Origin of the sequence: Aeromonas sp. 3P, assembly GCF_051919745.1 — a bacterium.
Classification (GTDB): Bacteria; Pseudomonadota; Gammaproteobacteria; order Enterobacterales; family Aeromonadaceae; genus Aeromonas; species Aeromonas veronii.
Genome location: NZ_JBQBED010000001.1, coordinates 1,166,631 through 1,192,678 on the forward strand (window position 1 = coordinate 1,166,631; position 26,048 = coordinate 1,192,678).

At 59.8% G+C, this 26,048-nt stretch carries 24 protein-coding genes; 17 read left to right on the forward strand and 7 right to left on the reverse strand.

Going from position 1 to position 26,048, the window contains the following annotated elements; genetic code table 11:
- Positions 1 to 39: 39 nt before the first annotated feature.
- The 8 genes from ACTG19_RS05200 (at position 40) to mltB (ending at position 8,952) form a co-directional block, all read left to right on the forward strand.
- Entirely contained in the window at positions 40 to 714 is a 675-nt protein-coding gene (locus ACTG19_RS05200; RefSeq protein ID WP_113738754.1) for a DUF1499 domain-containing protein, read from the forward strand.
- Between the two features lie 25 nt (positions 715 to 739).
- Positions 740 to 1,321 (forward strand): carboxymuconolactone decarboxylase family protein, encoded by a 582-nt coding sequence (locus tag ACTG19_RS05205; protein WP_113738755.1) that lies wholly within the window; start codon positions 740 to 742, stop codon positions 1,319 to 1,321.
- Positions 1,321 to 3,474, forward strand: coding sequence for an FAD-dependent oxidoreductase (locus ACTG19_RS05210; protein WP_439988822.1), 2,154 nt, complete (start codon positions 1,321 to 1,323; stop codon positions 3,472 to 3,474). The genes ACTG19_RS05205 and ACTG19_RS05210 overlap by 1 nt, the downstream gene beginning before the upstream one ends.
- 17 nt (positions 3,475 to 3,491) lie before the next feature.
- On the forward strand, positions 3,492 to 4,712 hold the full coding sequence (locus ACTG19_RS05215; RefSeq protein ID WP_439988823.1) for an ABC transporter substrate-binding protein: 1,221 nt from the start codon (positions 3,492 to 3,494) through the stop codon (positions 4,710 to 4,712).
- A 65-nt stretch (positions 4,713 to 4,777) separates the two neighbouring features.
- A complete protein-coding gene (locus tag ACTG19_RS05220) occupies positions 4,778 to 6,424 on the forward strand; it encodes an ABC transporter permease (RefSeq protein WP_439989591.1) in 1,647 nt (548 codons plus the stop codon).
- A gap of 23 nt (positions 6,425 to 6,447) precedes the next feature.
- Positions 6,448 to 7,098 carry an ATP-binding cassette domain-containing protein gene (locus tag ACTG19_RS05225; RefSeq protein WP_439988824.1) on the forward strand — a complete coding sequence of 217 codons (651 nt, stop codon included), beginning with the start codon at positions 6,448 to 6,450 and terminating at the stop codon, positions 7,096 to 7,098.
- A gap of 16 nt (positions 7,099 to 7,114) precedes the next feature.
- Positions 7,115 to 7,729, forward strand: coding sequence for a CDP-alcohol phosphatidyltransferase family protein (locus ACTG19_RS05230; RefSeq protein WP_439988825.1), 615 nt, complete (start codon positions 7,115 to 7,117; stop codon positions 7,727 to 7,729).
- Between the two features lie 131 nt (positions 7,730 to 7,860).
- A complete protein-coding gene (gene mltB / locus ACTG19_RS05235) occupies positions 7,861 to 8,952 on the forward strand; it encodes a lytic murein transglycosylase B (RefSeq protein ID WP_113738761.1) in 1,092 nt (363 codons plus the stop codon).
- Between the two features lie 84 nt (positions 8,953 to 9,036).
- On the opposite strand, the gene ACTG19_RS05240 is transcribed toward mltB, so the two are convergent.
- Positions 9,037 to 9,702, reverse strand: coding sequence for a peroxiredoxin-like family protein (locus ACTG19_RS05240; protein ID WP_113738762.1), 666 nt, complete (start codon positions 9,700 to 9,702; stop codon positions 9,037 to 9,039).
- On the opposite strand from ACTG19_RS05240, the gene ACTG19_RS05245 reads away from it, so the two are divergent.
- Positions 9,701 to 10,390: a TetR/AcrR family transcriptional regulator gene (locus ACTG19_RS05245; protein WP_237672020.1), complete on the forward strand. Its 690-nt coding sequence runs from the start codon at positions 9,701 to 9,703 to the stop codon at positions 10,388 to 10,390. The genes ACTG19_RS05240 and ACTG19_RS05245 overlap by 2 nt on opposite strands.
- A gap of 122 nt (positions 10,391 to 10,512) precedes the next feature.
- Here the strand turns inward: ACTG19_RS05245 and pgm are convergent, their stop codons facing one another.
- Both pgm and seqA read right to left on the reverse strand, forming a co-directional pair.
- Positions 10,513 to 12,177, reverse strand: a complete 1,665-nt coding sequence (gene pgm / locus ACTG19_RS05250; protein WP_113738763.1) for a phosphoglucomutase (alpha-D-glucose-1,6-bisphosphate-dependent) — start codon at positions 12,175 to 12,177, stop codon at positions 10,513 to 10,515.
- Positions 12,178 to 12,235: 58 nt separating this feature from the next.
- Positions 12,236 to 12,745: a replication initiation negative regulator SeqA gene (gene seqA, locus ACTG19_RS05255; RefSeq protein ID WP_162628332.1), complete on the reverse strand. Its 510-nt coding sequence runs from the start codon at positions 12,743 to 12,745 to the stop codon at positions 12,236 to 12,238.
- Between the two features lie 274 nt (positions 12,746 to 13,019).
- Between seqA and ACTG19_RS05260 the strand changes: the two genes are divergently transcribed.
- Genes ACTG19_RS05260 through fldA form a run of 4 tightly spaced genes read left to right on the forward strand, consistent with a single transcriptional unit; the run spans position 13,020 to position 14,960 of the window.
- A complete protein-coding gene (locus tag ACTG19_RS05260) occupies positions 13,020 to 13,802 on the forward strand; it encodes an alpha/beta fold hydrolase (RefSeq protein WP_162628333.1) in 783 nt (260 codons plus the stop codon).
- Between the two features lie 55 nt (positions 13,803 to 13,857).
- Entirely contained in the window at positions 13,858 to 14,079 is a 222-nt protein-coding gene (locus ACTG19_RS05265) for a DUF2788 domain-containing protein (RefSeq protein ID WP_005334296.1), read from the forward strand.
- 20 nt (positions 14,080 to 14,099) lie between these two features.
- The gene (gene ybfE, locus ACTG19_RS05270) at positions 14,100 to 14,396 is read left to right on the forward strand and encodes a LexA regulated protein (protein ID WP_005334297.1); all 297 of its coding nucleotides are present in this window, start codon (positions 14,100 to 14,102) and stop codon (positions 14,394 to 14,396) included.
- Positions 14,397 to 14,435: 39 nt separating this feature from the next.
- Positions 14,436 to 14,960, forward strand: a complete 525-nt coding sequence (gene fldA, locus ACTG19_RS05275) for a flavodoxin FldA (RefSeq protein ID WP_005334298.1) — start codon at positions 14,436 to 14,438, stop codon at positions 14,958 to 14,960.
- A 90-nt stretch (positions 14,961 to 15,050) separates the two neighbouring features.
- Here fldA and ACTG19_RS05280 read toward each other — a convergent pair whose 3' ends face one another.
- Complete coding sequence (locus tag ACTG19_RS05280; RefSeq protein ID WP_180993667.1) at positions 15,051 to 15,524, reverse strand: DUF4442 domain-containing protein; 474 nt, start codon at positions 15,522 to 15,524, stop codon at positions 15,051 to 15,053.
- A 242-nt stretch (positions 15,525 to 15,766) separates the two neighbouring features.
- Between ACTG19_RS05280 and fur the strand changes: the two genes are divergently transcribed.
- On the forward strand, positions 15,767 to 16,195 hold the full coding sequence (gene fur / locus ACTG19_RS05285; protein ID WP_033113453.1) for a ferric iron uptake transcriptional regulator: 429 nt from the start codon (positions 15,767 to 15,769) through the stop codon (positions 16,193 to 16,195).
- A 115-nt stretch (positions 16,196 to 16,310) separates the two neighbouring features.
- On the opposite strand, the gene glnS is transcribed toward fur, so the two are convergent.
- The 3 genes from glnS to nagE form a co-directional block, all read right to left on the reverse strand.
- The gene (gene glnS, locus ACTG19_RS05290; RefSeq protein ID WP_439988828.1) at positions 16,311 to 17,972 is read right to left on the reverse strand and encodes a glutamine--tRNA ligase; all 1,662 of its coding nucleotides are present in this window, start codon (positions 17,970 to 17,972) and stop codon (positions 16,311 to 16,313) included.
- 355 nt (positions 17,973 to 18,327) lie between these two features.
- Complete coding sequence (locus ACTG19_RS05295; protein WP_439988829.1) at positions 18,328 to 20,991, reverse strand: beta-N-acetylhexosaminidase; 2,664 nt, start codon at positions 20,989 to 20,991, stop codon at positions 18,328 to 18,330.
- Positions 20,992 to 21,112: 121 nt separating this feature from the next.
- Positions 21,113 to 22,591 carry an N-acetylglucosamine-specific PTS transporter subunit IIBC gene (nagE, locus tag ACTG19_RS05300; protein WP_043818489.1) on the reverse strand — a complete coding sequence of 493 codons (1,479 nt, stop codon included), beginning with the start codon at positions 22,589 to 22,591 and terminating at the stop codon, positions 21,113 to 21,115.
- 273 nt (positions 22,592 to 22,864) lie between these two features.
- On the opposite strand from nagE, the gene nagB reads away from it, so the two are divergent.
- Genes nagB through nagC form a run of 3 tightly spaced genes read left to right on the forward strand, consistent with a single transcriptional unit; the run spans position 22,865 to position 26,039 of the window.
- Positions 22,865 to 23,665 carry a glucosamine-6-phosphate deaminase gene (gene nagB, locus ACTG19_RS05305; RefSeq protein WP_005334308.1) on the forward strand — a complete coding sequence of 267 codons (801 nt, stop codon included), beginning with the start codon at positions 22,865 to 22,867 and terminating at the stop codon, positions 23,663 to 23,665.
- Positions 23,666 to 23,674: 9 nt separating this feature from the next.
- A complete protein-coding gene (gene nagA, locus ACTG19_RS05310; protein WP_113738765.1) occupies positions 23,675 to 24,820 on the forward strand; it encodes an N-acetylglucosamine-6-phosphate deacetylase in 1,146 nt (381 codons plus the stop codon).
- 4 nt (positions 24,821 to 24,824) lie between these two features.
- The gene (nagC, locus tag ACTG19_RS05315; protein ID WP_005334312.1) at positions 24,825 to 26,039 is read left to right on the forward strand and encodes a DNA-binding transcriptional regulator NagC; all 1,215 of its coding nucleotides are present in this window, start codon (positions 24,825 to 24,827) and stop codon (positions 26,037 to 26,039) included.
- Positions 26,040 to 26,048 lie beyond the last annotated feature (9 nt).

Sequence of the window (26,048 nt, forward strand, 5' to 3'; positions counted from 1 at the left end):
TTCTCGGCATTGTCCACATTCGACGATAGATCCCGTGCTATGCCCCGCTCTTGCTTGTGGCCCCTGCTGGCCTGGTTACTCCCGCTCGCTGGCGCCCTCGGCAGCCGCTTTCATCTCTGGCCATGGTGGATCGGTTTTGCGATCTGTCTCATCGGAGCCCTTGTTTCCCTGATCTTGCTGGTACGCCTGCCCTGGAGCCGTAACCGCTACGCCAGCGGCCTTGGCGCCTTGCCGCTACTGCTGCCCCTGACATTTGTGGCACAGGCGCTGCGGATGCCGCTGATCAACGATGTGAGCACAGATCCCTACAATCCCCCCCAGCTACGCTGGGCGGCAGAGCTCAGAACGGCGCAGGATCTGCCAATAAATAGCGCACCGCTGAAAGCAGTTGAGGCAAAACCCGGTCCTCTCTTTACCAGGGCCTCTCCTGCCGAAGTGGTGATTGAAGCCAGCGAACTGATGCAGGAGCTGGGCTGGCAGGTACGACCCAGCCCCGACGGTCTGGATGCGGTGGTTACCACCGGCTGGTTCGGCTTTCAGGATGATGTGGCGCTGCGGGTCTTTGCTGGCCCCAAAGAGACCCGCATCGATATGCGATCAGCCTCCCGTCAGGGGCAAAGCGATCTGGGCACCAACCGGGCGCGGATCGAGGATTTCCTGACCCGCCTGAATGAGCGCCTCGGCCAGGCCTACAAACCCAATTTGAAACCGTAAGTGTGAAACAACAAGAAGGTAACTGATGCGCGTTGAGGTCAAACCCGACCGGGAATATGCCTGGTTTATCCGCCCTTTTTTCTGGCTGCAAAAGCGCAACTATGGTCAGGTGCTTATTCCGGGCAAGTGCTGGGGCCGCTCGCCGCGCCTCTTTGCCGCCGTCGCCACCCTCTACGGCGTCATCAACCGCAAGCGCTCCCCCATCGACCCCGTGCTGCGCTCGCTGGTGACGGTGCGGGTCTCCCAGCTCAACTGGTGTCGTTTTTGCGTCGACATCAACGCCATGACCCTGGTAAAGAGAGCCGGCTCCAGCGAGAAGGTGGAGGCGCTGGCCAACTGGCGCGAAAGCCCCTTGTTCGACGAGCGGGAGAAAGCGGTGCTCGACTACACCGAAGCGATGACTGGCATCGATGGGGTGAGCGATGAGCAGGCAGCCCGCCTCAAGCCCTGGTTCGACGACGATGCCATGGTGGAGCTGACCGGCCTTATCGCCTTCCAGAACATGTCGGCCAAGTTCAACGCCGCCCTCGATATCGCCCCGCAGGGCTTCTGCCAGCTGCCGGTGCAACCGGAACGCCCCGCCCAGCCTGACAGCAAGGACGCCTGATGAACCGGACCCGCCTGCTGCTTGCGCTGGTGATGGGGAGCCTTATCGGCACCTTTTTTGCCCTCGATCTCGGTCGTTACCTCACTCTGGACGCCTTGCAGGCCCAGCAGGCGGCAGTGGCGCAATGGGTCGACAGCCACTTTGTCTCGGCCAGCCTGCTGTTCGTGCTTATCTATGTGCTGAGCACCGCTCTCTCCCTGCCCGGCGCCAGCCTGCTCACCCTGGGTGGCAGCGCGGTGTTTGGTGTCGCCTGGGGACTGCTGCTGGTCTCCTTTGCCAGCACCCTAGGCGCAACCCTGGCCTTTCTCAGCGCCCGCTTCTTGCTGCGCGACTGGGTCGAGCAGCGCTTTGGCGACAAGCTGGCCACCTTTCAGTCCGGCATGGCGAAGGAGGGGGCCTTCTATCTGCTGAGCCTGCGCCTAATCCCCATCTTCCCCTTCTTTTTGGTCAATCTGCTGATGGGGCTCACCCCCATCAGAGTCAGCACCTACTACTGGGTCAGCCAGCTTGGCATGCTGCCCGGCACCTTCGTCTATGTGCTGGCGGGCAGCGAGCTTGGCCAGTTAACCAGCACCGGCAATATCCTCTCCCCCGGCCTGATGGTCGCGTTGACACTGCTCGGTCTGATGCCCTGGCTGGTCAAGAAATTGACCACACACCTTGCGCAGCGGCGACTGCTCGCCCCCTACGGCAAACCCGCTCGCTACGACTACAACCTGCTGGTAATAGGTGCGGGCGCAGGTGGGCTGGTCACCAGCTATATCGCCGCGGCGGTGAAGGCCAAGGTGGCGCTCATCGAGAAACACAAGATGGGGGGAGATTGCCTCAACAGCGGCTGTGTCCCCTCCAAGGCATTGATCCGAAGCGCCCGCTTTGCCGCAGAGCAACGTAAAGCCGACGAGCTGGGCTTTAGCCCAAGCCACTCCCGCGCCGATTTTGCCGCCGTGATGGAGCGGGTGACGCAGGTTATCAAGGAGGTCGAGCCCCACGACTCCATCGAGCGCTATCAGGGGCTTGGAGTGGAGTGCATCGAAGGAGAGGCACGACTGGTCTCCCCCTGGGAGGTAGAAGTGAACGGCCAGCGCCTTGCCAGCCGCCATATCGTCATCGCCACCGGCGCCCGGCCGCTGGTGCCCAAGCTGCCGGGGCTGGATCAGGTGCCTTACCTCACCTCGGATAGCCTCTGGCAACTGCGCACCCCGCCGCGCCGCCTGCTGGTGCTGGGCGGCGGCCCTATCGGCTGCGAGCTGGCCCAAAGCTTCGCCCTGCTCGGCATTCCCGTGACCTTGGTGGAACTCTCGGAGCAACTGCTGCCCCGCGAAGAGAGAGAGGTAGCCGACGCCCTGGCCGGGCAGATGAGCCGCGATGGCGTGCAGCTACTCACCGGCTGGCGTGCCGAACGAGCCGACTATCTGCCCGCAGCCGATGGGGATCTCCCCATCCGGCTGCAACTGCGCCGGGGCGATGAGACACAAGTGGTGGAAGGGGATCAACTGCTGCTGGCACTGGGTCGGGTCGCCAACGTCAGCGGCTTCGGGCTCGAAGCGTTGGGGGTCGAGCTTGCCCCCCGCGGCACCATAGCGGTCGATGGTTTTCTTGCCACCAACTTCCCCAGCATACTGGCAGTGGGAGACGTAGCGGGCCCTTACCAGTTCACCCACTTTGCCGCCCATCAGGCCTGGTATGCGGCAGTAAATGCCCTGTTTGGCCAGTTCATGCGCTTTCGGGCCGACTATCGGGTCATTCCGGCGGCCACCTACACCATGCCAGAGATTGCCCGGGTCGGGCTCAATCGCAAGGAGGCCGAAGCGCAGAGGATCCCCTTCGAGGCGACCCGCTTCGAGCTGGCCGAGCTGGATCGCGCCATCGCCGATGGCGAGCGCCACGGTTTTGTCGAGGTGCTGACCGTGCCAGGCAAGGATACTATCCTTGGCGCCACCATAGTGGGCACTCACGCCGGTGAACGGATCGCCGAATTTGTGCTCGCCATGCGTCACCGCCTCGGTCTTGGCAAGATCCTCGGCACCATTCACGCCTATCCCACCCTGATGGAGGGGAACAAATATGTGGCGGGTGAATGGAAACGGGCCCACCAGCCCACCCGGGTGCTGGCGTTGCTGGCCCGTTATCACCGCTGGCGCCGTGGCGCCTGACAATCAGGGAAACGTTTATGCTCAAGCCATTCTCACTGCTCGGCTCACACCTCAACTCGCACCGCAACTCTTGGCTCAAACAGCGGCTAAATGCGCTGCTGTGCGCCCTGCCACTGCTGGCCAGCGCCCCGCTGTTAGCCACCCCTCACGACAACTGGCAACGGACACTTGAGGAGGCGAAGGGGCAGACCGTCTACTTCAACGCCTGGGGTGGCAGCCCGGAGATCAACGCCTATCTGGTGTGGGCCGGGCAGGAGCTGGCGCGCGACTATCAGGTCAAACTGGTGCAGGTGAAGGTGGATGACATCGCCCAGAGCGTCAGCCAACTGCTGGCCAACAAGCAGGCGGGCAAGCAAGCTGGCGGCCCCATCGACCTGCTCTGGGTCAACGGCGAGAACTTCAAGGCGCTCAAGGAGCAGGGGCTGCTCGGCGCTCCCTTTACCGCCGAGCTACCCAACATGGCGCTGGTCGACAGCACCCTGCCGGTGAGTGAGGACTTCACCCTGCCGGTGGAAGGGCTGGAAGCCCCCTGGGGCATCGGCCAGCTCAATCTGATGGTCGACACCGAAGAGGTCGCCAGCCCACCCACCTCGGCTACAGCCCTGCTGGCGTGGGCCAAGGCCCATCCCGGTCGCTTCACCTATCCCAAGCCGCCCCAGTTCCATGGCTCCAGTTTTCTCAAGCAGATCCTGCTGGAATTGACGCCAGATCCCGCCCCCCTCTATCGGGAGGCGACCGAGAGCGACTTTGCCAAGCTCACCGCCCCGCTCTGGGCCTGGCTCGATGAGCTGCATCCGGCGCTCTGGCGCAAGGGCAAACTGTTCCCCACCAGCGCCGCCGAGACCCGCCAGCTGCTCGATGATGGCGAACTGGCCATGGCCATCAGCTTCAACCCGCAGGAGGCGCAGAGCGCCGCCCAGATTGGCGCCCTGCCCCCCAGCGTGGAGGCGATTGCCATGAAAAAAGGGGCGCTCACCAACAGCCATTTTCTCGCCATCCCCTTCAACGCCAGTGCCCGTGCGGGAGCCAAGGTGGTGGCCAACTTTTTGCTAAGCCCGGCGGCGCAGGCGCGAAAAGCCAATCCGGCATTCTGGGGTGATCCCAGCGTGCTGAGGGCCGATGCCCTGCCTGATTCAGCCAAGGGGCAACCGGCGCTGCGCTTCAAATCGGTAGCCGAGCCTCACCCCAGCTGGCAGCTCAAGCTGGAAGCGGCCTGGGCCGAGCGTTACGGCCACTGATGAGTGCCGCTGGTCACCCGCTGGCCCGCACCCGGCCGTGGCGCCGGTTAACACGCCACCCCACTATGAGTGCGGGGATAGCGGTCATTTATCTGGCGCTCTTCGTCATCCCATTGCTGGCGGGACTGTGGCAACTGCTGGCGGAGGGGATGACCGCCTCTCATCTCGCCTTGCTGCTGGCCCAGCCTGGCCTATGGCACTCAGCTGCGCTGAGCCTGTGGATTGGCGCCGCCTCCACCCTTGGTAGTCTGCTGTTGACCGCCCTGCTGCTGGCCCACAGCAACAGCCGGGCTTTCGGGCTGCTCCGTCGCCTGCTCTCGCCCATGCTGGCCATGCCCCACGTCGCCTTTGCCATCGGCTTTGCCTTTCTGCTCGCCCCCTCCGGCTGGCTGCTGCGGCTCGTCTCGCCAGCGCTGACGGGTTTTGATCTCCCCCCCGACTGGCAGACCATTCGGGATCCTTGGGGGCTCGGGCTGATTGCACTGCTCGTTTTCAAGGAGACCCCCTTTTTGCTGCTGATGGCCATGGCCGCGCAGCAACCCATCCTGCTGGCACGCCAGCAGTGGCTGGGGGCGAGCCTCGGTTTCAGCGCCCCCCAGATCTGGTGGCGCCTGCTGCTGCCAGCGCTCTGGCCTGCCCTGCGCCTGCCCATCTATGCGGTGGCGGCCTACGGAGTGGCGGTGGTGGATCTCACCCAGCTGCTCGGGCCCGACGCCCCCGCCCCGCTGGCGGTGCGGTTGTGGCTCTGGTATCAGGACCCGGATCTGCTCTGGCGCGGCGCCACCGCCAGCGGCGCCCTGCTTTTGCTCGCCATCACGGCGTTGCTGATCGCTCTGTTCAGATTACTGGAGTGGCTTCATCAAGAGGTGGGCAAAGGCTGCTGGCTCAATGGCAAACGGGCGGCGCCCCACTTCTTTGCCAACCGGCTCGCAGCGGGCTTTGCCTTCACCCTGATCACCCTCAATCTGGCGGTGCTGGCGGCGCTGCTGCTCTGGTCGCTGGCGCGCCGCTGGCCCTTTCCCGCCCTTTTGCCCAGCCAGTGGAGCAGTCATTACTGGCTGGATCTGCTGCCAACCCTGCTGCCGCTTCTGGCAACCAGCGCGCTGCTGGCGCTGGCGAGCGGCTTGCTGGCACTGGTGATCGCGGTGTGTAGTCTGGAGGCGCAAGCCGGCCGCCGCCCCTGGCCGCTCTGGCTTATCTGCTTGCCGCTGTTGCTGCCGCAAGCGAGCCTGCTGTTTGGCATCCGGCTCGGGCTGGACTGGCTTGCACATGACTCGATAAGCAGCGGCATTGGCTGGGGATGGGTGCTCTGGAGCCAGCTGTTGTTTGTCTTTCCCTATGTCTATTTGTGCCTGCACGGCCCCTATCGCCAGTTCGATCCACGGATCACCCAGAGCGCCCTGCTGCTGGGGGCAACGCCATGGCGAGCCTGGTGGCAAGTGAAAGCGCCGCTACTGGCGCGCCCGCTGCTGTTTGCCTTCAGCGTCGGGGCGGCGGTGAGTTTGGCCCAGTATCTGCCGACCCTGCTCTTTGGTGCTGGCAGAGTGGTCACCATCACCACGGAAGCAGTGGCCATCGGCAGCGGCCTCAACCGGCGGCTGGCGGGGCTCTACGGCCTGCTGCAACTGCTGCTGCCACTCGTTATCTATTTGCTGGCGCTCTGGCTGCCAGCGCGGATCAATCCGGCGCTCAAGGGGGGCGGCTCACGATGAACTCTCACGATGGAAACAGCCATATGCTGAGCACCACGCCTCTTCGACTTTACCTTGATGAAAATCTGCTGCTTTCACTCCCTGCCCTGCAAGTGGCCCCCGGCGAGGTATTGACCCTGATGGGCCCCAGCGGCTGTGGTAAAAGCTCCCTGCTGGCGGGGCTGGCAGGAGTACTGCCCGGCGCGCAGACAGATGGCGGCCCGATCCGGCTGGAGGGGGAGATAAGGCTCGGCGAGCGGCCACTCAACACCTTGCCTGCGCAAGCGCGGCGCATCGGCATGCTGTTTCAGGATGACCTGCTGTTCGACCATCTGACGGTGGCGGAGAATCTGATGTTCGGCATGCCTGCGATCATCAAGGGAAAACGCACACGGCGGGAAAAGGCAGTGGCCGCATTGGCACAGGTCGCGCTGGCGGATCAGGCTGACAAGCTGCCACAGCTGCTGTCAGGGGGTCAGCGGGCGCGGGTCAGTCTGCTGCGGGCACTGTTGGCGGAACCCGACGCCCTGCTGCTGGACGAGCCCTTCTCCCGCCTCGACAAGCCGCTGCGGGCCGCCTTTCGCGAGCTGGTGTTCGCGCAGATCAAGGCGCTGGCCATCCCCGCTATTCTGGTGACCCACGATGCGGAAGACGCACCGGGCACCATACTCAACCTCACCGAATGCCACTGTTAACCGAGGAGTGTTCACCTTGTTTGATCGCCATCTGATCCCCGTGATCCGCAGCCCCCTCACCCAGCTTGCCAAACCGCTCTGCCGTGCCGGGATCAGTGCCAATCAGGTGAGCCTCACCGGCTTTGCCATCGGCATGCTGGCGCTGCCGCTGCTGGCCTTTGGCTGCTATTCATGGGCACTCGCGGCCATCCTGCTCAACCGCTTGCTGGACGGGCTCGATGGCGCCGTGGCGCGAGAAACCGGCATCACCGACTGCGGCGGCTTTCTCGACATCACCCTCGACTTTATTTTCTACGCCGCCGTGGTGCTGGGCTTTGCCCTCGCCGCCCCCGCCAATGCGCTGCCCGCCGCCACCCTGCTATTTGCCTTTATGGGTACCGGCTCGAGCTTTCTGGCGTTTGCCATCATGGCGGGCAAGCGGGGGATCGACAATCCGGTCTACCACAACAAATCCCTCTACTATCTGGGTGGCCTCACCGAGGGGAGCGAGACCATCGCCCTCTTTGTGCTGATGTGCCTGTGGCCCGCCGCCTTCGCCCCGCTCGCCTACGGCTTTGCCCTGCTCTGCGCCATCACCACCCTGACCCGGCTCTGGAGCGGCTACCACACCCTGCGTCCCCCCCAGCCATAAACAGCACAGCCCTCACCGGAGGGCTAATCCATCGCACGATGAATTGGCGGCAAACAAGGCGCACGGAACACTTGCACGGGGATGACAATGTTTTACCATTGCGACACTTTATCAGTCTCTTTGAGAACCCTATGCGTCGCCTTGCCTCTCTTCTCACTCTGTCATTATTCCCCCTGCTCGGTGGCTGCAGCAGCGCCCCCGCGCTAAAGCCCGTGGTCGTCCCCCAACCCAAGAGCGCCTTTATCAATCAGGCGCCATCCAGCAAACCCGTTTATACACAAGGGGTTAGCAAGGGGGACTTCGCCAATCGCCCCAACGTGGACAGGTTCGTCCAGAAAATGGTCGAGAAGCACGGTTTTGACAACGCCCAGTTGCATCAGGTGCTGGCACAGGCAGAGCGTTACGACTGGATCATCCGCCTGATGGATGCCCAGGCGCCGACTACCGCCAAGCCCACCGGCCCGACCGGCGCCTGGAACCGCTATCGCGCCAAGTTCATCACCCCGGACAACGTACAGAACGGCGTCAACTTCTGGCGTGAATACGCAAGCGAGCTGAACCGGGCGGAGCAGATCTACGGGGTGCCGCCGGAGATCATCGTCGGCATTATCGGGGTCGAGACCCGCTGGGGCCGGGTGATGGGCAAGACCCGCATTCTGGATGCGCTGGCCACCCTGGCGTTTGATTATCCGCGTCGCGCCGAGTTCTTCACCAGCGAGCTGGAAGCCTTCCTGGTGATGACCCGCGACGAGGGGATGGATCCCACCGAACCCAAGGGCTCCTATGCGGGCGCCATGGGCTATGGCCAGTTTATGCCCTCCAGCTTCCAGCGCTATGCGGTGGACTTTGACGGCAACGGCCACACCAACCTGTGGGATCCGGTGGATGCCATCGGCAGCGTCGCCAACTACTTCAAGGCCCACGGCTGGGAGAAAGGCCAACCGGTAGCGGTGCGCGGTCAGGGCCAGCTGCCCGGCTACGAGCACGGCTTCCAGACCCGCTACCCAGTGGCCTCCCTGCGCCGCGCCGGGCTCACCCCCACCAGTACCCTCGGCAACCACAGCGAAGCGAGCCTGCTGCGCCTCGATGTGGGCACCGGCTACCAATACTGGTACGGTCTGCCCAACTTCTACACCATCACCCGCTACAACCACAGCACCCACTACGCCATGGCGGTGTGGCAGCTGGGGCTGGCGGTGAAAGAGGCCAAAGGCGGTTACTGAGTCATTTGCTTATAAACACGAGGCAGGCCTGTCCAGGCCCGCCTCGTCTGCACTCCACACGGCGCCTTCTGGCGCCGTGTCGGTTTAAAGCATCCCAGCCGCGGTCAGTCTGTCCAGCTCAGCGATCAGCTGGGTCGGTTCTGCCCGTTGGGTGTAGTCCACATTGACGAAGTGGTAACGTACCACCCGATCCTGGCCAAGGATATACGTCGCCGGGACTGGCAAAGTAAAACTGTCATCCCCGTTGCTGGCCGGAATATCGATACCAAAACGCTCATAAATTGGGCGCAGCACCTCGGGCAGCTCGAATACCAACCCCAGCGAAGCCGACACCCGGTTGCCTTCATCGCTGAGCACGGTGATCGCCAGCTCGTTGGCGGTGAGAGTGTCCTGCGCGGTTGTTGGCATCTCGGGAGTCAAACCGAGGAGGGTGACCCTCCGTTTCACAAACTCGGGCAACGCGATATTGAGTGCCTGCATCTCGAGATTGCAATAAGGACACCAACCACCTCGATAGATGTTGAGCACTACAGGCCCCTCAGCCAGATAGTGGGAGAGCGGGCGCACCACCCCGTGCTGATCGGGCAACGCAAAGTCTGGAAACTGATCGCCAGTGACAAATGCCCCTTGTTCCAGTCCGCTCGCCCGTAGCGCTTCTGTTGCCCCCTCCATCACCGCCAGTACATCACCTAGGACTTTAGTTCGCTTTATCGCATCGTACTCTTTGATTTTTTGCTCAAGTGTGGGCATGATTACCATCCTTTCTGTAGTGGTCACTACAATATCAAACAAGCCACCAACACTGGTCAAGATATTTTTTAGTGATCACTACAAAAAGACAACGCAAGCAGGAATCGAAATGGCAAGACCGGCATCATTTGACAGAGAACAAGTTCTGGAGGTTGCCCTCAACAGCTTCTGGGAAACGGGCTTCAGCAACACTGGCATCGCCACACTCGTTGACAGAATGGGGTTGAAGCCCAGCAGCCTGTACGGCGCCTTCAGCTCAAAAGAGGGATTGTTTATCGAAGTGTTGCAGCGCTATTCAACACAGAGTCTGGCGCAGATCGAACTGTTGCTGGCCTCGGCAGATTCTCCCCTAGCCGGTGTGCGAGCACTGCTCGATGCTGTTGCTCGGGATGCCATTGCCAGCGAGACACATCGTGGCTGCCTGCTGGTCAATACCCTGCTGGAAGTGGGGCGCCAAAATCCAACGATTCAGCATGAAGCCAGCGTGCACTTAGCCGAAGTGGAAAAGCGGGTGGCCAATAACTTGCGCCAGGCACAAGCAGCTGGAGAGTTGGCCGCCGAGCGCGATATCGACACCCTCGCGGCTTTGTTGATGACCATGGTGTGGGGAATGCGCGTACTGGGTCGCACCCATCCACCTGCCGCCAAGGTACAGGCTGTGTTGGCCCAGATACAGGCCATGCTTTAAACCCCAGACCAGCAGGCCCTCGCACAATTCGTAGCCACCACAGAAAAACAGAGGAGCCGATTTGGCTCCTCTCTTCACCTTGTCTTTAGCCCGAGGACCCGGGCGCTGACGTGATGCGTGGCTTATACACCAGCCTTGGCCAGTGCCGCGGAGACGATCTGCTGGGCCTCCTGCTGGATGAGGTCGAGGTGCGCGTCGCCCTTGAAGCTCTCCATGTAGATCTTGTAGATGGACTCGGTGCCGGAGGGACGCGCCGCGAACCAGCCGTTTTCGGTCACCACCTTGAGGCCGCCGATGGCGGCATCGTTGCCCGGCGCCTTGGTCAGCTTGGCGATGATGGGCTCACCAGCCAAAGTTGAGGCTTCCACCAGCGCCGGATCCAGTTTGGAGAGCACCGCTTTCTGGGCACTGTTGGCCGGTGCGTCGATACGGCGATAGCTGGAGCGGCCAAACTTGGCTTCCAGTGCGTCGTAGTGGGCCTGCGGATCCTTGCCGGTCACCGCCAGAATTTCCGCCGCCAGCAGCGCCAGAATGAAGCCATCCTTGTCGGTGGTCCAGACTGTGCCATCTTTGCGCAGGAAGGAGGCGCCCGCGCTCTCCTCGCCGCCAAAGCCGAACTCGCCGCTGTAGAGGCCATCCACGAACCATTTAAAGCCGACCGGCACCTCTTTGAGGGTGCGGCCAATCTCGCCGGCCACCCGGTCGATCATGGAGGAAGAGACCAGCGTCTTGCCAACGGCTGACTCTTTGGACCAACCGGTTCTGTGGGTAAACAGATACTGGATCGCCACCGCCAGATAGTGGTTCGGGTTCATCAGACCGGACTTGGTGACGATGCCGTGACGGTCGTAGTCAGGGTCGTTGCCAAGGGCGATGTCGAACTTGTCCTTGAGGGCAATCAGGCTCGCCATTGCGAACGGGCTGGAGCAATCCATCCGGATCTTGCCGTCTTTATCAAGAGTCATGAAGGAGAAGGTCGGGTCGACCTTGTAGTTCACCACCTCGATATTCAGGCCATAGGTCTTGGCGATGACGTCCCAGTAGGCGACGCCGGAGCCACCCAGCGGATCGACACCGATCTTGATGCCCGCGTTCTTGATGGCATCCATATCCAGCACGTTCTTCAGATCATCCACATAGGGGGTGACATAGTCGTGCTCGACCACGAACGGGCTCTTGAGCGCCTCGGCGAACGGCATCCGTTTCACGCCAGCCAGACCCGCTTCCAGAATGGCGTTGGCACGGTCCTCCACCCACTTGGTGATCTCCCCTTCAGCGGGGCCACCATGGGGCGGGTTGTACTTGAAGCCACCATCTTCCGGCGGGTTGTGAGACGGGGTGATCACCACACCGTCAGCGCGGGCAGCAGGCTTGCTGGCCCCTTCTTTGCCAGAGTTGTAGCGCAGGATGGCGTGCGAGATGACCGGGGTCGGGGTAAAACCGAGGCCAGCCTGAATGCGGGTCTCGACGCCGTTGGCAGCCAGCACTTCGACGGCGCTGGCAAAGGCGGATTCGGACAGGGCGTGAGTATCCATGCCGACAAACAGCGGGCCAGTGATGCCGGCCTGCTGGCGATACTCCACCAGCGCCTGGGTCACCGCCAGAATATGGGATTCGGTAAAGGCACTGTGCAGGGCGCTGCCACGGTGGCCGGAGGTACCGAAGGCCACCCGCTGCTCGGGGCGGCTCATGTCCGGCTTGTTGAGGTAGTAGGCGCTGACCAGACGGGGGATGTTGGTCAGGTCGCTTAAACGGGCCGGTTGACCGGCGTGGGAATGCTGAGCCATGGCGTTTTCCTTGCGTAATGGCGGCCTTGCCGGGCAAGGCCTGAGTCTTGAAGAATCGTTAAATTGCGCCACACACTTGCGCGATCACCTCTTCGCCATAGCCCATGCTGGCCATCAGCTGGGCCACCATGTTCTGCTTGCGGCTGGTGTTGGTGTTGGTGATCACCCAGAACGGGGTCTCCGGTACCGGCTTGGGCTTGGTGGTGCTGCCACTGGCGCGCAGAGCCTCGGGATCCTGCGAGAAATAGACGCGCTTGCGCCCCTTGATTTCGGTGGCCTGGGTAAAGCCTTCCGGGTTATCCTGGTAGAGGGTACTCAGCACCAGCATAAAGCGGTTGATGGACTTCTCTTCTTTTTGCAGCTCACCGGAATCGAGCAGGGCTTGCAGCCCTTGTTGGGTGGCTACCGTACTGGGCTGCGCGACGGCAACGGGCTCGGCAACCGGCACACCTTGGTTAGCAGGCTGTTCCAGCAGACGGCGCAGGATATCGGAGGCACTCTCACCAATGTGCCGGGTCTGGCTGGCGATATAGAAGTAGAGATCGTCATCAAGCTCGATGGTTTTCATAGGGATGCGCTGGACTCGTCGAAATTCGGATGCGGCGATTATACATAGGCAAACCCGACAGCCCAAGCAAGGGGCTGGCAGATGTACATGAATCTCATCGAGAATACGGCATAATAGCGGGCCAAGTGTGTGATCAGCCGCACTGATAGCCGATCCGGACAGGATTTTTTAGAAAAAAAACCACATAAAATCCCAATCCATTGGACGAAATCCTTTTCTTTCCAGTGCGTTAAATAAAACAGCGATACGCACCCACGACCGACAAGGTGTCATTTTGCAACAAAACAGCATATTGAACTTCAAGGTGCAGGGTCAGGGCCCGGCGGTCATTCTGATCCACGGCCTGTTTGGCAGCCTCGACAACCTCGGCCTGCTGGCCCGAGCCCTATGCGAGCACTATCGGGTAGTCAGCGTCGATCTGCGCAACCATGGCGCCTCCTTTCATAGCAGCGAAATGAGCTATCCGGCGCAAGCGGCCGACATCATGACCCTGATGGATCGGCTGAATATTGCCGAAGCCACCCTGATTGGCCACTCGATGGGTGGCAAGGTGGCGATGCAGCTCGCCAAGCTGGCGCCAGAGCGGGTGACCAAGCTGGTGGTGGCCGACATGGCGCCGGTCGCCTATCCCCACTCCCGCCACCAGAATGTGTTCGCCGGACTCAACGCCACACTGCGCACGGCGCCGCAAAGCCGCAGTGAAGCGGAAGCCATGCTGGCGCAGCACATCGAGATCGCCGGGGTACGCCAGTTCCTGCTCAAATCGTTCGCCAGAGGCGAGCATGGCTGGGGTTGGCGCTTCAATGTGCCCGCCCTTGAGCAAAACTACGCCAACATCATGGGCTGGCCAGCGGATAAACGCCGCTTCGAGGGGCCGGTGCTCTTTATCAAAGGGGGGGATTCTGACTATATGCAGCCCCAATACAGCGAGACGGCACTGGCCCAATTCCCGGCGGCAAAGGTGCGGGTTATCGCCGGAACAGGCCACTGGCTGCATGCGGAAAAACCGGCCCTGTTCAACAAATTGGTTGTGGATTTCCTGTCGACAGGCGGTTAACAGTTTCAAATCCTTTGTGATATAGTGCGCCGGTCATAAGGAGTGTGCGCAATCCATGCTAAGTGAACATATCGACCTGATCGAAAGTTTGGGCCTCAAGTTATTTTTTGTGGCCATTTTCATATTGATTGGCCTGGCCATTCAGGACGTGCTCAAGCGCGGCAATGTGCCCCGTTTCGGTCGTTTCATCGTCTGGTTGGTACTGTTTCTGGGTTGTGCAGGTTTTGTCGCCAAGGGGCTGATCGAACTGGGCTGGGAAGGCTCAGGACTCGGCTAACTTATTTTCATCTGTGATGTATGGCCAAACAGCAAACTGATCGAACAACACTGGATCTGTTCGCAAATGAGAAGCGCCCCGGCAGGCCAAAGACCAATCCACTCCCCCGCGAGACCCAGCTCAAGATCAACAAGCGTAACCAGCTTAAGCGCGATCGGGAAAATGGGCTGAAGCGGGTAGAGTTAAAGGTGGAGGCCGAGTTGCTGGAGCGCCTGAACCAACTTGCGTTACAACAGAACATCAGCCGAGCCGAGCTGATCCAATCTATCCTGAAACAACAGATTGAGTCCGCCTTTGCGGTGGACATTGCAGTCTGAGCGTTGAGCATTAACACCAAATACGGGTAACTAAACACTATGGCAAGTGTAGGTCTGTTTTTTGGCAGCGATACCGGTAACACCGAAGCTGTCGCCAAGATGATCCAGAAAGAGCTGGGCAAAAACCTGATTGAAGTCCGTGACATCGCCAAGAGCAGCAAGGCCGACATCGAGAGCTTTGATCTGCTGATGTTCGGCATCCCGACTTGGTACTATGGCGAAGCCCAGGCCGACTGGGACGACTTCTTCCCCGATCTGGGCGAAATCGACTTCACCAACAAGCTGGTCGCCATCTTCGGTTGCGGTGATCAGGAAGACTATTCCGAGTACTTCCTCGACGCCATGGGCACCCTGCGTGACATCGTCGAAGCCAAAGGCGCCATCATCATCGGTCACTGGCCGACTGCCGGCTACGAGTTTGAAGCCTCCAAGGCACTGGTCGATGACAAGCACTTTGTCGGTCTGGGTATCGATGAAGATCGCCAGCCGGAGCTGACTGCCGAGCGCGTCAAGGGCTGGTGCAAGCAGCTGCACGAAGAGATGTGCCTGGGCGAGCTGGAGTAATCCGCCTCCCCTCATACCTCTGACAACAAGGGCCCCGACGGGGCCCTTGTTGTATCTGCAAGTGGCGATGCCTGCCTTCATTCTCCCCTGTTATTCACCTCTGTGCTCCGGTTTGGCTCGCACATAGAGGGTGCGCTTGACCTGCGCCACCAGCTCGCCGCTCTTGTCCTGTACCGTAACCTCGAATTCGGGGAAGTGTTTGTTGCCACCTTCGGTCGCCGCCATGATTTCGGTCAACTTGCCCTCGGTCAGGTTGAACTCGGCCACCAGCTTGCCCTTGCCGGGCTTGATGTAGTTGATGCTGCCCGCCTTGTCCCAGACGTAGTAGCGATTCTTGAAGTAGCCCATCAGCATCAGTGGATAGATGGGGTCCGTCATGGCAAACATGCTGCCGCCAAACTGGGTGCGGTTGGCGTTCTTGTTCCACCAGCGGGATTTGAGGGTCACCCGGCAGTAGCGAAAGTCATCGCTCAGGGTCTCTATCTTGATACCGGCACCCCAGAAAGGGGGCCAGGCGTTGAGTGCGCGGCGCACCCAGGCCGCATTGTCAAAAAGCCAATCCATGGATCTCATCCGACCAGAAATATGAAAGTTACATCTTATCAACATCTGCCATGCCAGCAAGTCGGACGACACGATTGATTATTTCAATCCAACCGGCAATTTATGGCTAAACCCCTTGAATTGCTGGGTTTATTTTTAGGGAGGCTACGACCTATAATGACAGGCCAAGCGAGTTCAAGGTTGCCATTCCTGCGGCAGTCCATCAGAATAACCCCACCTTCGAGAATGCGAATAAGTAGAATATGGCAGACAACAACCAAGCGTTAAAAAAGGCCGGGCTCAAGATCACCTTGCCCCGGGTCAAAATCCTGGAAATCCTGCAACAGCCGGACTGCCAGCACACCAGCGCCGAAGATCTCTATAAACGACTGATCGACCTGGGTGAAGAGATTGGTCTCGCTACCGTCTATCGCGTTCTCAACCAGTTTGATGATGCCGGTATCGTTACCCGTCACCACTTCGAAGGTGGCAAGTCGGTATTCGAGCTGGCCACTCAGGAGCACCACGACCACCTGGTTTGCCTCGACTGCGGCAAGGTGATCGAGTTCTCCGACGAGGTGATTGAGCAACGTCAGAGCGAGATTGCCAAAAAGCACAACATCCGTCTCACCAACCACAGTCTCTACCTCTACGGTCACTGTGCCAGCGGTGAGTGCAAGCACGACGACTAAGTCGGCTGCAACATCAGATCACGGACAATAAAAAAGCCAGCATCAGCTGGCTTTTTTATTGTCCGAAACAGGATAGAAGCACAATGGAGGGCAGAGTCTCCCCTGCCCCACTGTATCAGCCTTCTACCTTGCCCCAGGAGTCGCGCAGGGCAACGGTGCGGTTGAACACCAGATGCTCCGGGCTGGAGAGCTTGTTGTCGGCGCAGAAGTAGCCTTCGCGCTCGAACTGGTAAGCCTGCTCCGGCTTTGCGTTCTTGAGCGAAGCCTCGACACGTGCACCTTCGATGATCACCAGGGATTCCGGGTTCAGGGCCGCTTCGAAGTCCTCCTCGGCGCCCGGGTTCGGCACCTTGAACAGACGGTCATAGAGACGCACTTCTGCCGGCAGGGAGTGAGTGGCGCTGACCCAGTGGATCACCCCTTTCACCTTGCGGCCATCGGCCGGATCCTTGCCCAGCGTCTCGGGGTCGTAGCTGCAGTAGATACAGGTGACCTTGCCGTCGGCATCCTTCTCAATGCGCTCGGCCTTGATGACGTAGGCATTGCGCAGACGCACTTCCTTGCCCAGCACCAGACGCTTGAACTGCTTGTTCGCTTCCTCTTTGAAGTCGGCTTCGTCGATGAGGATTTCGCGGGTAAAGTTCAGCTCGCGGGTACCCATCTCGGCGTTGCTCGGGTGAGCCGGGGCGGTCAGCACTTCATCGGCAGCCAGGTTCTCGATCACCACCTTCACCGGGTGCAGCACGGCCATGGCGCGCGGCGCATTCTCGTTGAGGTCTTCACGGATGCAGGCTTCCAGCATGCTCATCTCGACGATGTTGTCCTGCTTGGTCACGCCGATGCGCTTGCAGAACTCGCGGATGGAGGCCGGAGTGTAACCACGGCGACGCAGACCGGAGACGGTCAGCATGCGCGGGTCGTCCCAACCATCGACGTGCTTCTCGGTCACCAGCAGGTTCAGCTTGCGCTTGGACATGACGGTGTATTCGAGGTTCAGACGAGAGAACTCGTACTGACGCGGGTGGCAGTCGATGGTGATGTTGTCCAGCACCCAGTCGTACAGACGACGGTTGTCCTGGAACTCCAGAGTACAGATGGAGTGGGTGATCCCTTCCAGGGCGTCCGAGATGCAGTGAGTGAAGTCATACATCGGGTAGATGCACCACTTGTCACCGGTCTGGTGGTGGTGGGCAAACTTGATGCGATAGATAACCGGATCGCGCATCACCATGAAGGGAGAAGCCATGTCGATCTTGGCGCGCAGGCAGACAGAGCCCTCGGCAAACTCGCCGTTCTTCATCTTCTCGAACAGGGCCAGGTTCTCTGCCACGCTGCGGTCACGGAACGGGCTATTCTTGCCGGGCTCGGTCAGGGTGCCGCGGTACTCGCGCATCTGCTCGGGCGTCAGCTCGTCCACATAGGCCAGACCCTTTTCGATCAGCTCAACGGCGTAGCCATGCAGCTTGTCGAAATAGTCGGAGGAGTAGCAGATCTCGCCGTTCCACTGGAAGCCGAGCCACTGCACGTCCTGCTTGATGGACTCTACGTACTCGATATCTTCCTTCACCGGGTTGGTGTCATCGAAACGCAGGTTGCACTGGCCCTGATAGTCGCGGGCGATGCCGAAGTTCAGGCAGATGGATTTGGCGTGGCCGATATGGAGATAACCGTTCGGCTCGGGCGGAAAACGGGTATGCACGCTGCTGTGCTTACCGCTGGCCAGATCTTCATCAATGATCTGACGAATAAAGTTAGTTGGGCTGTTCGCCTGACTCATGGCTCACCTCAAAAAAGCGTCACTGGCGGAAGTTGTGCCGGCTGGCACCCTCATCCCCCCGCCGTCAAGCCGGGTATGATCCCTCATTACGCGCCCTGCCTCAACCTGAATTTGGCACTTCCGGGCCTTTTCCCGGCCATAGCGCCACTAAAAACGGGAGGGGTTGACACATTACGCACCAAATGCATAAAAAAGCCCCGCACAAGGCGGGGCTGAAAGTGATGAAAAACACAAAACAGACAATTACACACAACAAAGGCTCACACGCACAGTCAACCTTTCCCAAACCCGATTAGCCATCGCCCTTGGGAAAGGCGGGTCTTGCGACCCACCTGATGTTAACGGTTGACTGCTATCAGTTCAGTTCGGTGACGCGGCTGGTGCGCTTGCCATCGAAGCTGGTGGTACGCAGGTAGACCTTGCCATTCACGCTCGGCTTGGCAGCGGCGTCATAGGCACTCCAGTTGGTACCGTCCAGGCTGTACTGGATGGGCAGACCCGGCAGATCCACGTTCGCTTCCAGCACACCGTTCACTACCTTGGCACCCGGTACGGAGAGGCGGTATTCAACACCGGCCTGATCCAGTTTCGGCAGCACGCGCTGACCCAGTACGTTGGCGAACTGGTTCCACTCTTTGTTGAGGGTGGCCTTGTTAACGAACTTGGTCTCGCCGGAGAACTCGCGGTTCTTCACGTAATCCAGCTCGAAGCCACCTTTGTGCCAGGCACGCTCAGCCACAGAGAAGATACGCGGGTAGACCATGTACTCATACTGAGCATCGGTACGCACAGTTTCACTCCACTGCTGACCGGAGATACCCTTGAACTTGACCGGATCCTGGTCACCCTTAGCCACGAAGGCGTTACCGTCGCGGTCAACCGAGGTCTCGGCGTTCTGCGGCAGGTTTTCCGGGGCGAAGGCAAACACCTTGCGAGTGTCGTTGAAACGGGTTGCCCAGTAGTAGCCACGCTCAGCCGGGTGTACTTCATTCGGGAAGTCGAAGTAGAGGTAATCCGGGTTGGAGAGCACCACTTCGTAACCCTTGTGCGCCCACTTCATCGCTTCGTTGAAACCACCCCAGTAGAGGGTTTCCCAGAAGTTGACACGGGTTTTGTCGGTGGCGAAGTCCTTGGCACCGCTGGCGTACTTCAGACCATCTTCCCACGCCTGCAGGGTAGAGAAGCCGCGGTCTTTGACCATTTGGCCCACTTCCTTGGCGAAGTAAACCGGCAGCTCGCCCACTTCCTTGATCTTGCCATCGTCGATCATCTTCTGGCACATCGGGGACTTGCCAAACGGCTTGTCCTGCTTGCTGGAGTCGACGTTGCCTTTCCAGGCGACCAGCTCCTCTTTCTTGGTGACGGCCGGATCCTGATAGCCACCGCCCTGCATGATGTTCTTCGCTTCGTCACCACCGTAGTGCCATGCGGTCAGCGGCTGACCGGCGGCCTGGTGCATCTGGGCAACTTCATCCATCACCTTGGCAACGAAGGTGGCAGCACCCGGCTGGCAAGGGTTGATGAAGGACATCTTGTCGTAGAACTGGACCGAGGTGACGTTGGAGGTGTCAGCCGGGTCAGTCAGACGGAACTGGTTGGCTTCCGCTTCTTTGCCTTCCGCCATCAGACGCTTGTAGCGCGCTTCCATGGAGACCACGGCGGCACGAGCGTGGGCCGGCATGTTGATCTCGGGGATCACAGTCACACCATGCGCCTTGGCGTAGCGAACCAGATCCACGTAGTCAGACTTGCTGTAGAAGCCGGAGCCCTGATTGTCGCTGGTCGGGCCAGAGCCCAGTTGCGGCATCAGGCACTTGGTTTCGGACTCGTCGTGGCAACGCTGGCTACCGACCTGGGTCAGCTCCGGCAGACCCGGGATCTCCAGACGCCAGCCTTCATCGTTGGTCAGGCCGAGGTGCAGCACGTTGAGCTTCATGGCAGACATCTGGTCAACCAGCTTCTTCATGGTCTCCAGGCTACGGAAGTGACGGGCCACGTCGGTCTGCATACCGCGGTACTCAAAGCGCGGCGCATCCTCGACGGTCATCGGGCTGACCATCTTGTCGTTGACGCCCAGCAGCGAGATCAGGGATTGTGCCCCCCAGAAGGCCCCTGCAATATCGTGCCCCTGGATCACGGTGCCCTTCTGGCCGATGGTCATGTCATAACCTTCAACCTGCTTGAACTTGCTACCAAGCTTGATAGTGACCGGGTAGCCGGTGTCGGAGAGGGTAACACCCAGCTTGGTCAACTGCGCTTTCAGGGCCTCGGCGCGATCGGTCGGCAGATCCAGGGCATTGAGCTTGATAGTGGAGAAGTCGACCTGCGGACCGGCCTGGACCACCTGCTTCATCGGGGTCGGCAGGATCTGGTTGTCGATCTTGCCCGCTGGCAGCAGGGTGCTGGTCTGGTTGGCGGCGAAACGGGTTTCGCTGTTCATCAGGATGTTCTTGTCATCCTTGGTACGCTTCCAGCCATCAGCCGGCATCGGCTTCTCGTAGGTGCTGGCATCATTGATGTTGCTCATGCTGGCCAGTACTTTCGGCTCGGCACCTTCGCTGGCAACATACCAGTTCGGCATGATGTCAGATTCGAACAGTACCCAGTATTCCACCACCAGCGGCACTTCGACCGTGGCATCCTTGGCAAAGCCCTGGAACTTCTCGGTTGGCGTCAAACGATAGAGATCGCCGGTCAGGTGAGTGATGGTGAACTGGTCGTTATCCACACGCTGGATACGACGGATGGAGGAGACGTAGATGCTCCAGTCTTTGGAGGTGACGTCAGCACCGGTATTGGTCAGGTGCAGCTTGGCAACGCCACAGCTCGCCCACTCGGAACCGAGCGCCTGGCAATCGAGGCCGGCACCGGCACCGTCGTTGGTGACCACTTCATACTTGACCACCAGGTTGTTGGCGAGGGAGTCGACCACGGCCTGCTTGGCGGCATCGGCTGCCTGGACCTGGCTGACAAAAGCGGTAGACATGGCAATGGCTAACAGAGAATGTTTCAAGTTCATAACTGCTGCTCTCATTTGAAGTAAAGGTTGGATTTTCTTGGCTTTTTTATATGGGGCCCCTGAGCGGGGCCCTTAGTTATGTCAACAATGGACTTAGACTTGAGGTGAGCGAGTCGCTCGATTAACGCAGGGCTTTCATCTCACCGGCGATGATTTCGGCCAATGGGCCCAGAATCACCTGCAGGTTCTGCTCACCGAGTTTGACCACACCGGCCGCACCCAGGGCTTTCAGCTTGCGCTCATCGACGATGCTGCGGTCTTTCAGAGTCAGACGCAGACGGGTAATGCAGGCATCGATGGAGACCAGGTTCTCTTGACCACCCAGCACTTCCAGGTATTGCTTGGCCAGCTCGGTACGGTTGGTAGATTGAGCGGCAGCCGGAGCAGTATCTTCGTCATCTTCACGACCCGGGGTTTTCAGGTTCAGCTTGGCAATCACTACGCGGAACACTGTGTAGTAGAGGCCGAAGAAGACCAGACCCTGAGGGATCAGCATGTACCAGTTGGTCGCCAGCGGGTTACGGCTGGAGAGCACCATATCCACCAGACCGGCACTGAAACCGAAACCGGCCATCCACTGCATGGAGGCAGCGATGAACACGGAGATACCGGTCAGTACGGCGTGGATGACATACAGTACCGGCGCCACGAACATGAAGGAGAACTCGAGCGGCTCGGTAACACCGGTGAAGAAGGAGGCAAAGGCAGCTGCGATCATGATGGAGGCAACTTTCTCTTTGTTCTCTTTCTTGGCGGAGTGGTAGATGGCCAGAGCGGCACCCGGCAGACCGAACATCATGATGGGGAAGAAGCCAGCCTGGTACATACCGACCACGCCTTTCACCTGATCCAGGCTCTTGCCAGCGGCCAGAGCGGCATCGATGGTAGCCTGACCACCCAGGAAGTTCGGGATGTCGTTGATACCGGCCACGTTGAACCAGAACACGGAGTTCAGGGCGTGGTGCAGACCGATCGGGATCAGCAGACGGTTGAAGAAGGCGTAGATACCGGCACCGGTAGAGCCCAGGCTCACGATGGACTCACCGAAGGAGACCAAACCACCGTAGATTGCCGGCCATACGGCCATCAGGATGAAGGATACAACGATCATCACCACTGAGGTTACGATCGGTACCAGACGGCGACCGGAGAAGAAGGAGAGTGCCTTGTGCAGCTCGACGCTGCTGAAGCGGTTGTACAGCTCAGCGGCGATAACACCACACAGGATACCCACGAACTGGTTGCTGATCTTGGCAAACGCGGCAGGAACCTGCTCCACCGGGATGCTCTTGATCTGGGCCACAGCGCCCGGGCTCAGCAGGGTGGTAACGACCAGGAAGCCGACCAGACCTGCCAGCGCAGCAGAACCGTCTTTATCCTTGGACATACCGTAAGCGACACCGACTGCGAACAGTACGGACATGTTATCGATAATGGCTGCGCCCGCCTTAATCAGGAAGGCAGCCAGCGCGCTGTCACCACCCCAACCATTCGGGTCAATCCAGTAGCCAACCCCCATCAGGATCGCTGCGGCAGGCAATACCGCTACCGGCACCATCAGGGCACGGCCGATCTTTTGCAAATAACCGAGAATGTTCACGGTTCCTCTCCTTAGTTAATGTTTTTCTAGAAATTAAGTGCTTATCACGTTTGACGCATAAGCCATCAAGGCTTGATTGGCAGTCTAGGGCTTTTATTTCGCTGCGCAAATTAATAAACCGATAATCGTGATCGTTATCACCCAAACAAGATAAAGGTGGTGGATAGATGTGGCTTAGTTCGCAATCTTTATTTACGCTATAAAACAACTTGAATCCGTCTTAGCCAATTGCCACCGCCAAACCGGTCGCAACCCGACACAGAGGTATCCCATATGCGCCTGATCCCGTTGAAATCTGCCAGCCAAGTAGGCCTGTGGTCTGCTCGTTACATCGTTGACCGCATCAACGCGTTCAAGCCGACCAGCGATCGCCCTTTCGTACTGGGCCTGCCCACCGGTGGCACCCCGCTCAACACCTACAAGCGCCTGATCGAGTTGCACAAAGCCGGTGAAGTGAGCTTCCAGAACGTGGTCACCTTCAACATGGACGAGTACGTCGGCCTGCCGGAAGATCACCCGGAGAGCTACCACAGCTTCATGCACAACAACTTCTTCAGCCACATCGACATTCGTCCCGAGAACATCAACATCCTCAACGGCAATGCCGAGGATCTGGTGGCCGAGTGCAAGCGCTATGAAGACAAGATCAAGTCCTACGGCAAGATCCACCTGTTCATGGGTGGCGTGGGTAACGACGGCCACATCGCGTTCAACGAGCCGGCCTCTTCCCTCTCCTCCCGCACCCGGGTCAAGACCCTGACCGAAGACACCCGTATCGCCAACTCCCGCTTCTTCGGTGGCGACATGGAGCAGGTGCCCAAACTGGCCCTGACCGTGGGTGTCGGCACCCTGATGGATGCGGAAGAGATCATGATCCTGGTCACCGGTCACGGCAAGGCACTGGCCCTGCAGGCCGCCGTGGAAGGCAGCGTCAACCACATGTGGACCATCTCCACCCTGCAACTGCATCCGAAGGGAATGATGGTGTGCGACGAGCCCTCCACCATGGAGCTCAAGGTCAAGACCGTTCGCTACTTCCAGCAACTGGAAGCCGCCAACATCGGCCGTCTGTAAGGAGTCGTCATGTACGCATTGACCAACTGCACCCTCTACACCGGCAGCTGCGTGCTGACCGGCTACGGGGTGCTTATCGAGGGCGACAAGATTGTCGCCATCTCTCACCTGGCCGAACTGCCTGCGGGCATCGAGCAGATTGACCTCAAAGGCGCCAACCTGACCGCCGGTTTTATCGATGTGCAGCTCAACGGCTGTGGCGGGGTGATGTTCAACACCGACATCACGGTCAAGACCCTGGCAACCATGCAGGCGGCCAACCTCAAATCCGGTACCACCAGCTTCCTGCCGACCCTGATCACCAGTCCGGATGCCGACATGAAGCAGGCCGTTGCGGTGACCCGTGATTACATGGCTGCACACCCCAACGAGGTGCTGGGCGTCCATCTGGAAGGGCCTTACACCAACCTCAAGCGCAAGGGGATTCACCCTGCCGCGCAAATTCGCCAGCCAGCGGACGAGATGATCGACTTCTTCTGCGCCAACGCGGATGCCATCACCAAAATCACCCTGGCTCCGGAGCGCAACGAGCTGGCCCATATCCGCCGTCTGGTGGAAGCGGGCATTCTGGTCTCGGCCGGTCACACTGCCGCCAGTTACGATCAGGCCATGGCCGGGTTCGATAACGGTATTCGCTTTGCGACCCACCTCTACAACGCCATGACTCCGACCCTCAACGGTCGCGAGCCGGGCGTCGTGGGCGCCATCTACGATCGCAAAGATGTCTATGCGGGCATCATCGTCGATGGCCACCATGTGCACTGGGCCAACGTGCGTCTGGCTCACAAGGCGCTGGGGGAGCGACTGGTGCTGGTCACCGATGCCACTGCGGCAGCCGGAGCGCCGGAAGGCTTTGAGAAATTTGATTTTTGTGGCACCACCGTCTTTTTACGCGATGGTCAGTGTGTCGACGAGAATGGTACACTCGGCGGTTCCTCCCTCACCATGATTGAGGGGGTGGAAAATCTGGTCAAGCAGGTCGGATTACCGCTCGATGAAGCACTGAGAATGGCCAGCCTCTACCCCGCTCGCGCCATTGGATGGGACTCACGTCTCGGTAGTATCCAGGTCGGTAAAGTAGCCAACCTCACTGTCTTCGATCAGGACTTCACGGTCCGTGGGACCGTGGTTAACGGACACTACACACAACAGTGACATCATGACTGGCGGACAAATAGCAAACGTAGATCTTATCAAGCAGGTCAACAGTGCAGCCGTGTATCGGCTCATCGACCTGCAAGGCCCCATCTCCCGGGTCAAGATTGCCGAGTTGAGTCAGCTGGCCCCGGCCAGCGTGACCAAAATAACCCGGCAACTGATCGAGCATGGCCTGATCAAGGAGACCTCTCCGCAAGCCTCAACCGGCGGGCGGCGTGCCATCTCCCTGACCACCATCAAACATCGCTTTCAGTTTGTCTCTGCCAAGCTGGGCCGCGGCTACCTGCAACTGAGTCTCTATGACCTCGATGGCAAGGAGCTCGACCAGCACGTCATTCAGGTGACCGAGATCGACCAGCAACCCGTGGTCGACATGCTGCTGCGAGAGATTGGCGCCTTTATCGATGCCAACCGCGAACGTTGTCGCAACCTCATCAGCATCGCGCTGACCATGCCGGGTCTGGTCAACCCGGAATCCGGCATGGTCATCTACACCCCCAAGTACCAGATCCGTAATCTGGGGCTGGCGAAGCTGCTTGAGAACCACTTCAACCTCCCCTGCTATGTGGGCAACGACACCCGCTCGCTGGCGCTGGCCGAACACTTCTTCGGCGAGTCCCGCGACTGCATGGACTCCATTCTAGTGAGCGTCCATCAGGGGACGGGCTCGGGGATCATCACCAAGGGTCAGGTGTTCCTCGGTCAGAACCGCAACGTCGGCGAGATCGGCCATATTCAGGTCGAGCCGCTCGGCAAGCGCTGCCACTGTGGCAACTTCGGCTGCCTCGAAACCATCGCCTCCAACGAAGCGATCATCGACAAGGTGAAGGAGCTCATCAGCCGCGGTCACCAGAGCGCACTGCAAGAGAAACACATCACCATTCAGGAGGTGTGCAAGGCGGCACTGGCAGGTGATGAGCTGGCCCGCAGCGTGATCGAGAACGTGGGTGAGCATCTGGGACGAGCGGTGGCTATTACGGTCAACCTGTTCAACCCGCAGAAGGTGCTGATCGCCGGTGAAATCACCGCCGCCGAAGAGATCCTCTTCCCGGCAATTCGTCGCTGTGTCGAGCATCAATCCCTGCCGAGCTTCCACCGTGGCCTGCCCATCGTGAAAGCCCGCTTCCAGAACCAGCCGACCTATGGCGGCTTTGCGCTGGTCAAGCGCGCCCTGCTGGAGGGAGATCTGCTGCAGATCATCATGGAGCAGAAGTAAGGCACTGAT

Excerpts from the sequence above, each read along its gene's own strand:
- nagB (WP_005334308.1), top strand. The coding sequence starts at position 22,865 with ATGCGCCTGATCCCGTTGAAATCTGCCAGCCAAGTAGGCCTGTGGTCT.
- ACTG19_RS05210 (WP_439988822.1), top strand. The coding sequence starts at position 1,321 with ATGAACCGGACCCGCCTGCTGCTTGCGCTGGTGATGGGGAGCCTTATC.
- ACTG19_RS05295 (WP_439988829.1), bottom strand. The coding sequence starts at position 20,991 with ATGAACTTGAAACATTCTCTGTTAGCCATTGCCATGTCTACCGCTTTT.
- ACTG19_RS05265 (WP_005334296.1), top strand. The coding sequence starts at position 13,858 with ATGCTAAGTGAACATATCGACCTGATCGAAAGTTTGGGCCTCAAGTTA.
- seqA (WP_162628332.1), bottom strand. The coding sequence starts at position 12,745 with ATGAAAACCATCGAGCTTGATGACGATCTCTACTTCTATATCGCCAGC.
- ACTG19_RS05215 (WP_439988823.1), top strand. The coding sequence starts at position 3,492 with ATGCTCAAGCCATTCTCACTGCTCGGCTCACACCTCAACTCGCACCGC.
- ACTG19_RS05225 (WP_439988824.1), top strand. The coding sequence starts at position 6,448 with ATGCTGAGCACCACGCCTCTTCGACTTTACCTTGATGAAAATCTGCTG.
- ACTG19_RS05200 (WP_113738754.1), top strand. The coding sequence starts at position 40 with ATGCCCCGCTCTTGCTTGTGGCCCCTGCTGGCCTGGTTACTCCCGCTC.
- ybfE (WP_005334297.1), top strand. The coding sequence starts at position 14,100 with ATGGCCAAACAGCAAACTGATCGAACAACACTGGATCTGTTCGCAAAT.
- nagA (WP_113738765.1), top strand. The coding sequence starts at position 23,675 with ATGTACGCATTGACCAACTGCACCCTCTACACCGGCAGCTGCGTGCTG.
- ACTG19_RS05205 (WP_113738755.1), top strand. The coding sequence starts at position 740 with ATGCGCGTTGAGGTCAAACCCGACCGGGAATATGCCTGGTTTATCCGC.
- fldA (WP_005334298.1), top strand. The coding sequence starts at position 14,436 with ATGGCAAGTGTAGGTCTGTTTTTTGGCAGCGATACCGGTAACACCGAA.
- mltB (WP_113738761.1), top strand. The coding sequence starts at position 7,861 with ATGCGTCGCCTTGCCTCTCTTCTCACTCTGTCATTATTCCCCCTGCTC.
- pgm (WP_113738763.1), bottom strand. The coding sequence starts at position 12,177 with ATGGCTCAGCATTCCCACGCCGGTCAACCGGCCCGTTTAAGCGACCTG.
- nagC (WP_005334312.1), top strand. The coding sequence starts at position 24,825 with ATGACTGGCGGACAAATAGCAAACGTAGATCTTATCAAGCAGGTCAAC.
- ACTG19_RS05280 (WP_180993667.1), bottom strand. The coding sequence starts at position 15,524 with ATGGATTGGCTTTTTGACAATGCGGCCTGGGTGCGCCGCGCACTCAAC.
- fur (WP_033113453.1), top strand. The coding sequence starts at position 15,767 with ATGGCAGACAACAACCAAGCGTTAAAAAAGGCCGGGCTCAAGATCACC.
- ACTG19_RS05245 (WP_237672020.1), top strand. The coding sequence starts at position 9,701 with ATGATTACCATCCTTTCTGTAGTGGTCACTACAATATCAAACAAGCCA.
- ACTG19_RS05240 (WP_113738762.1), bottom strand. The coding sequence starts at position 9,702 with ATGCCCACACTTGAGCAAAAAATCAAAGAGTACGATGCGATAAAGCGA.
- glnS (WP_439988828.1), bottom strand. The coding sequence starts at position 17,972 with ATGAGTCAGGCGAACAGCCCAACTAACTTTATTCGTCAGATCATTGAT.
- ACTG19_RS05220 (WP_439989591.1), top strand. The coding sequence starts at position 4,778 with ATGAGTGCGGGGATAGCGGTCATTTATCTGGCGCTCTTCGTCATCCCA.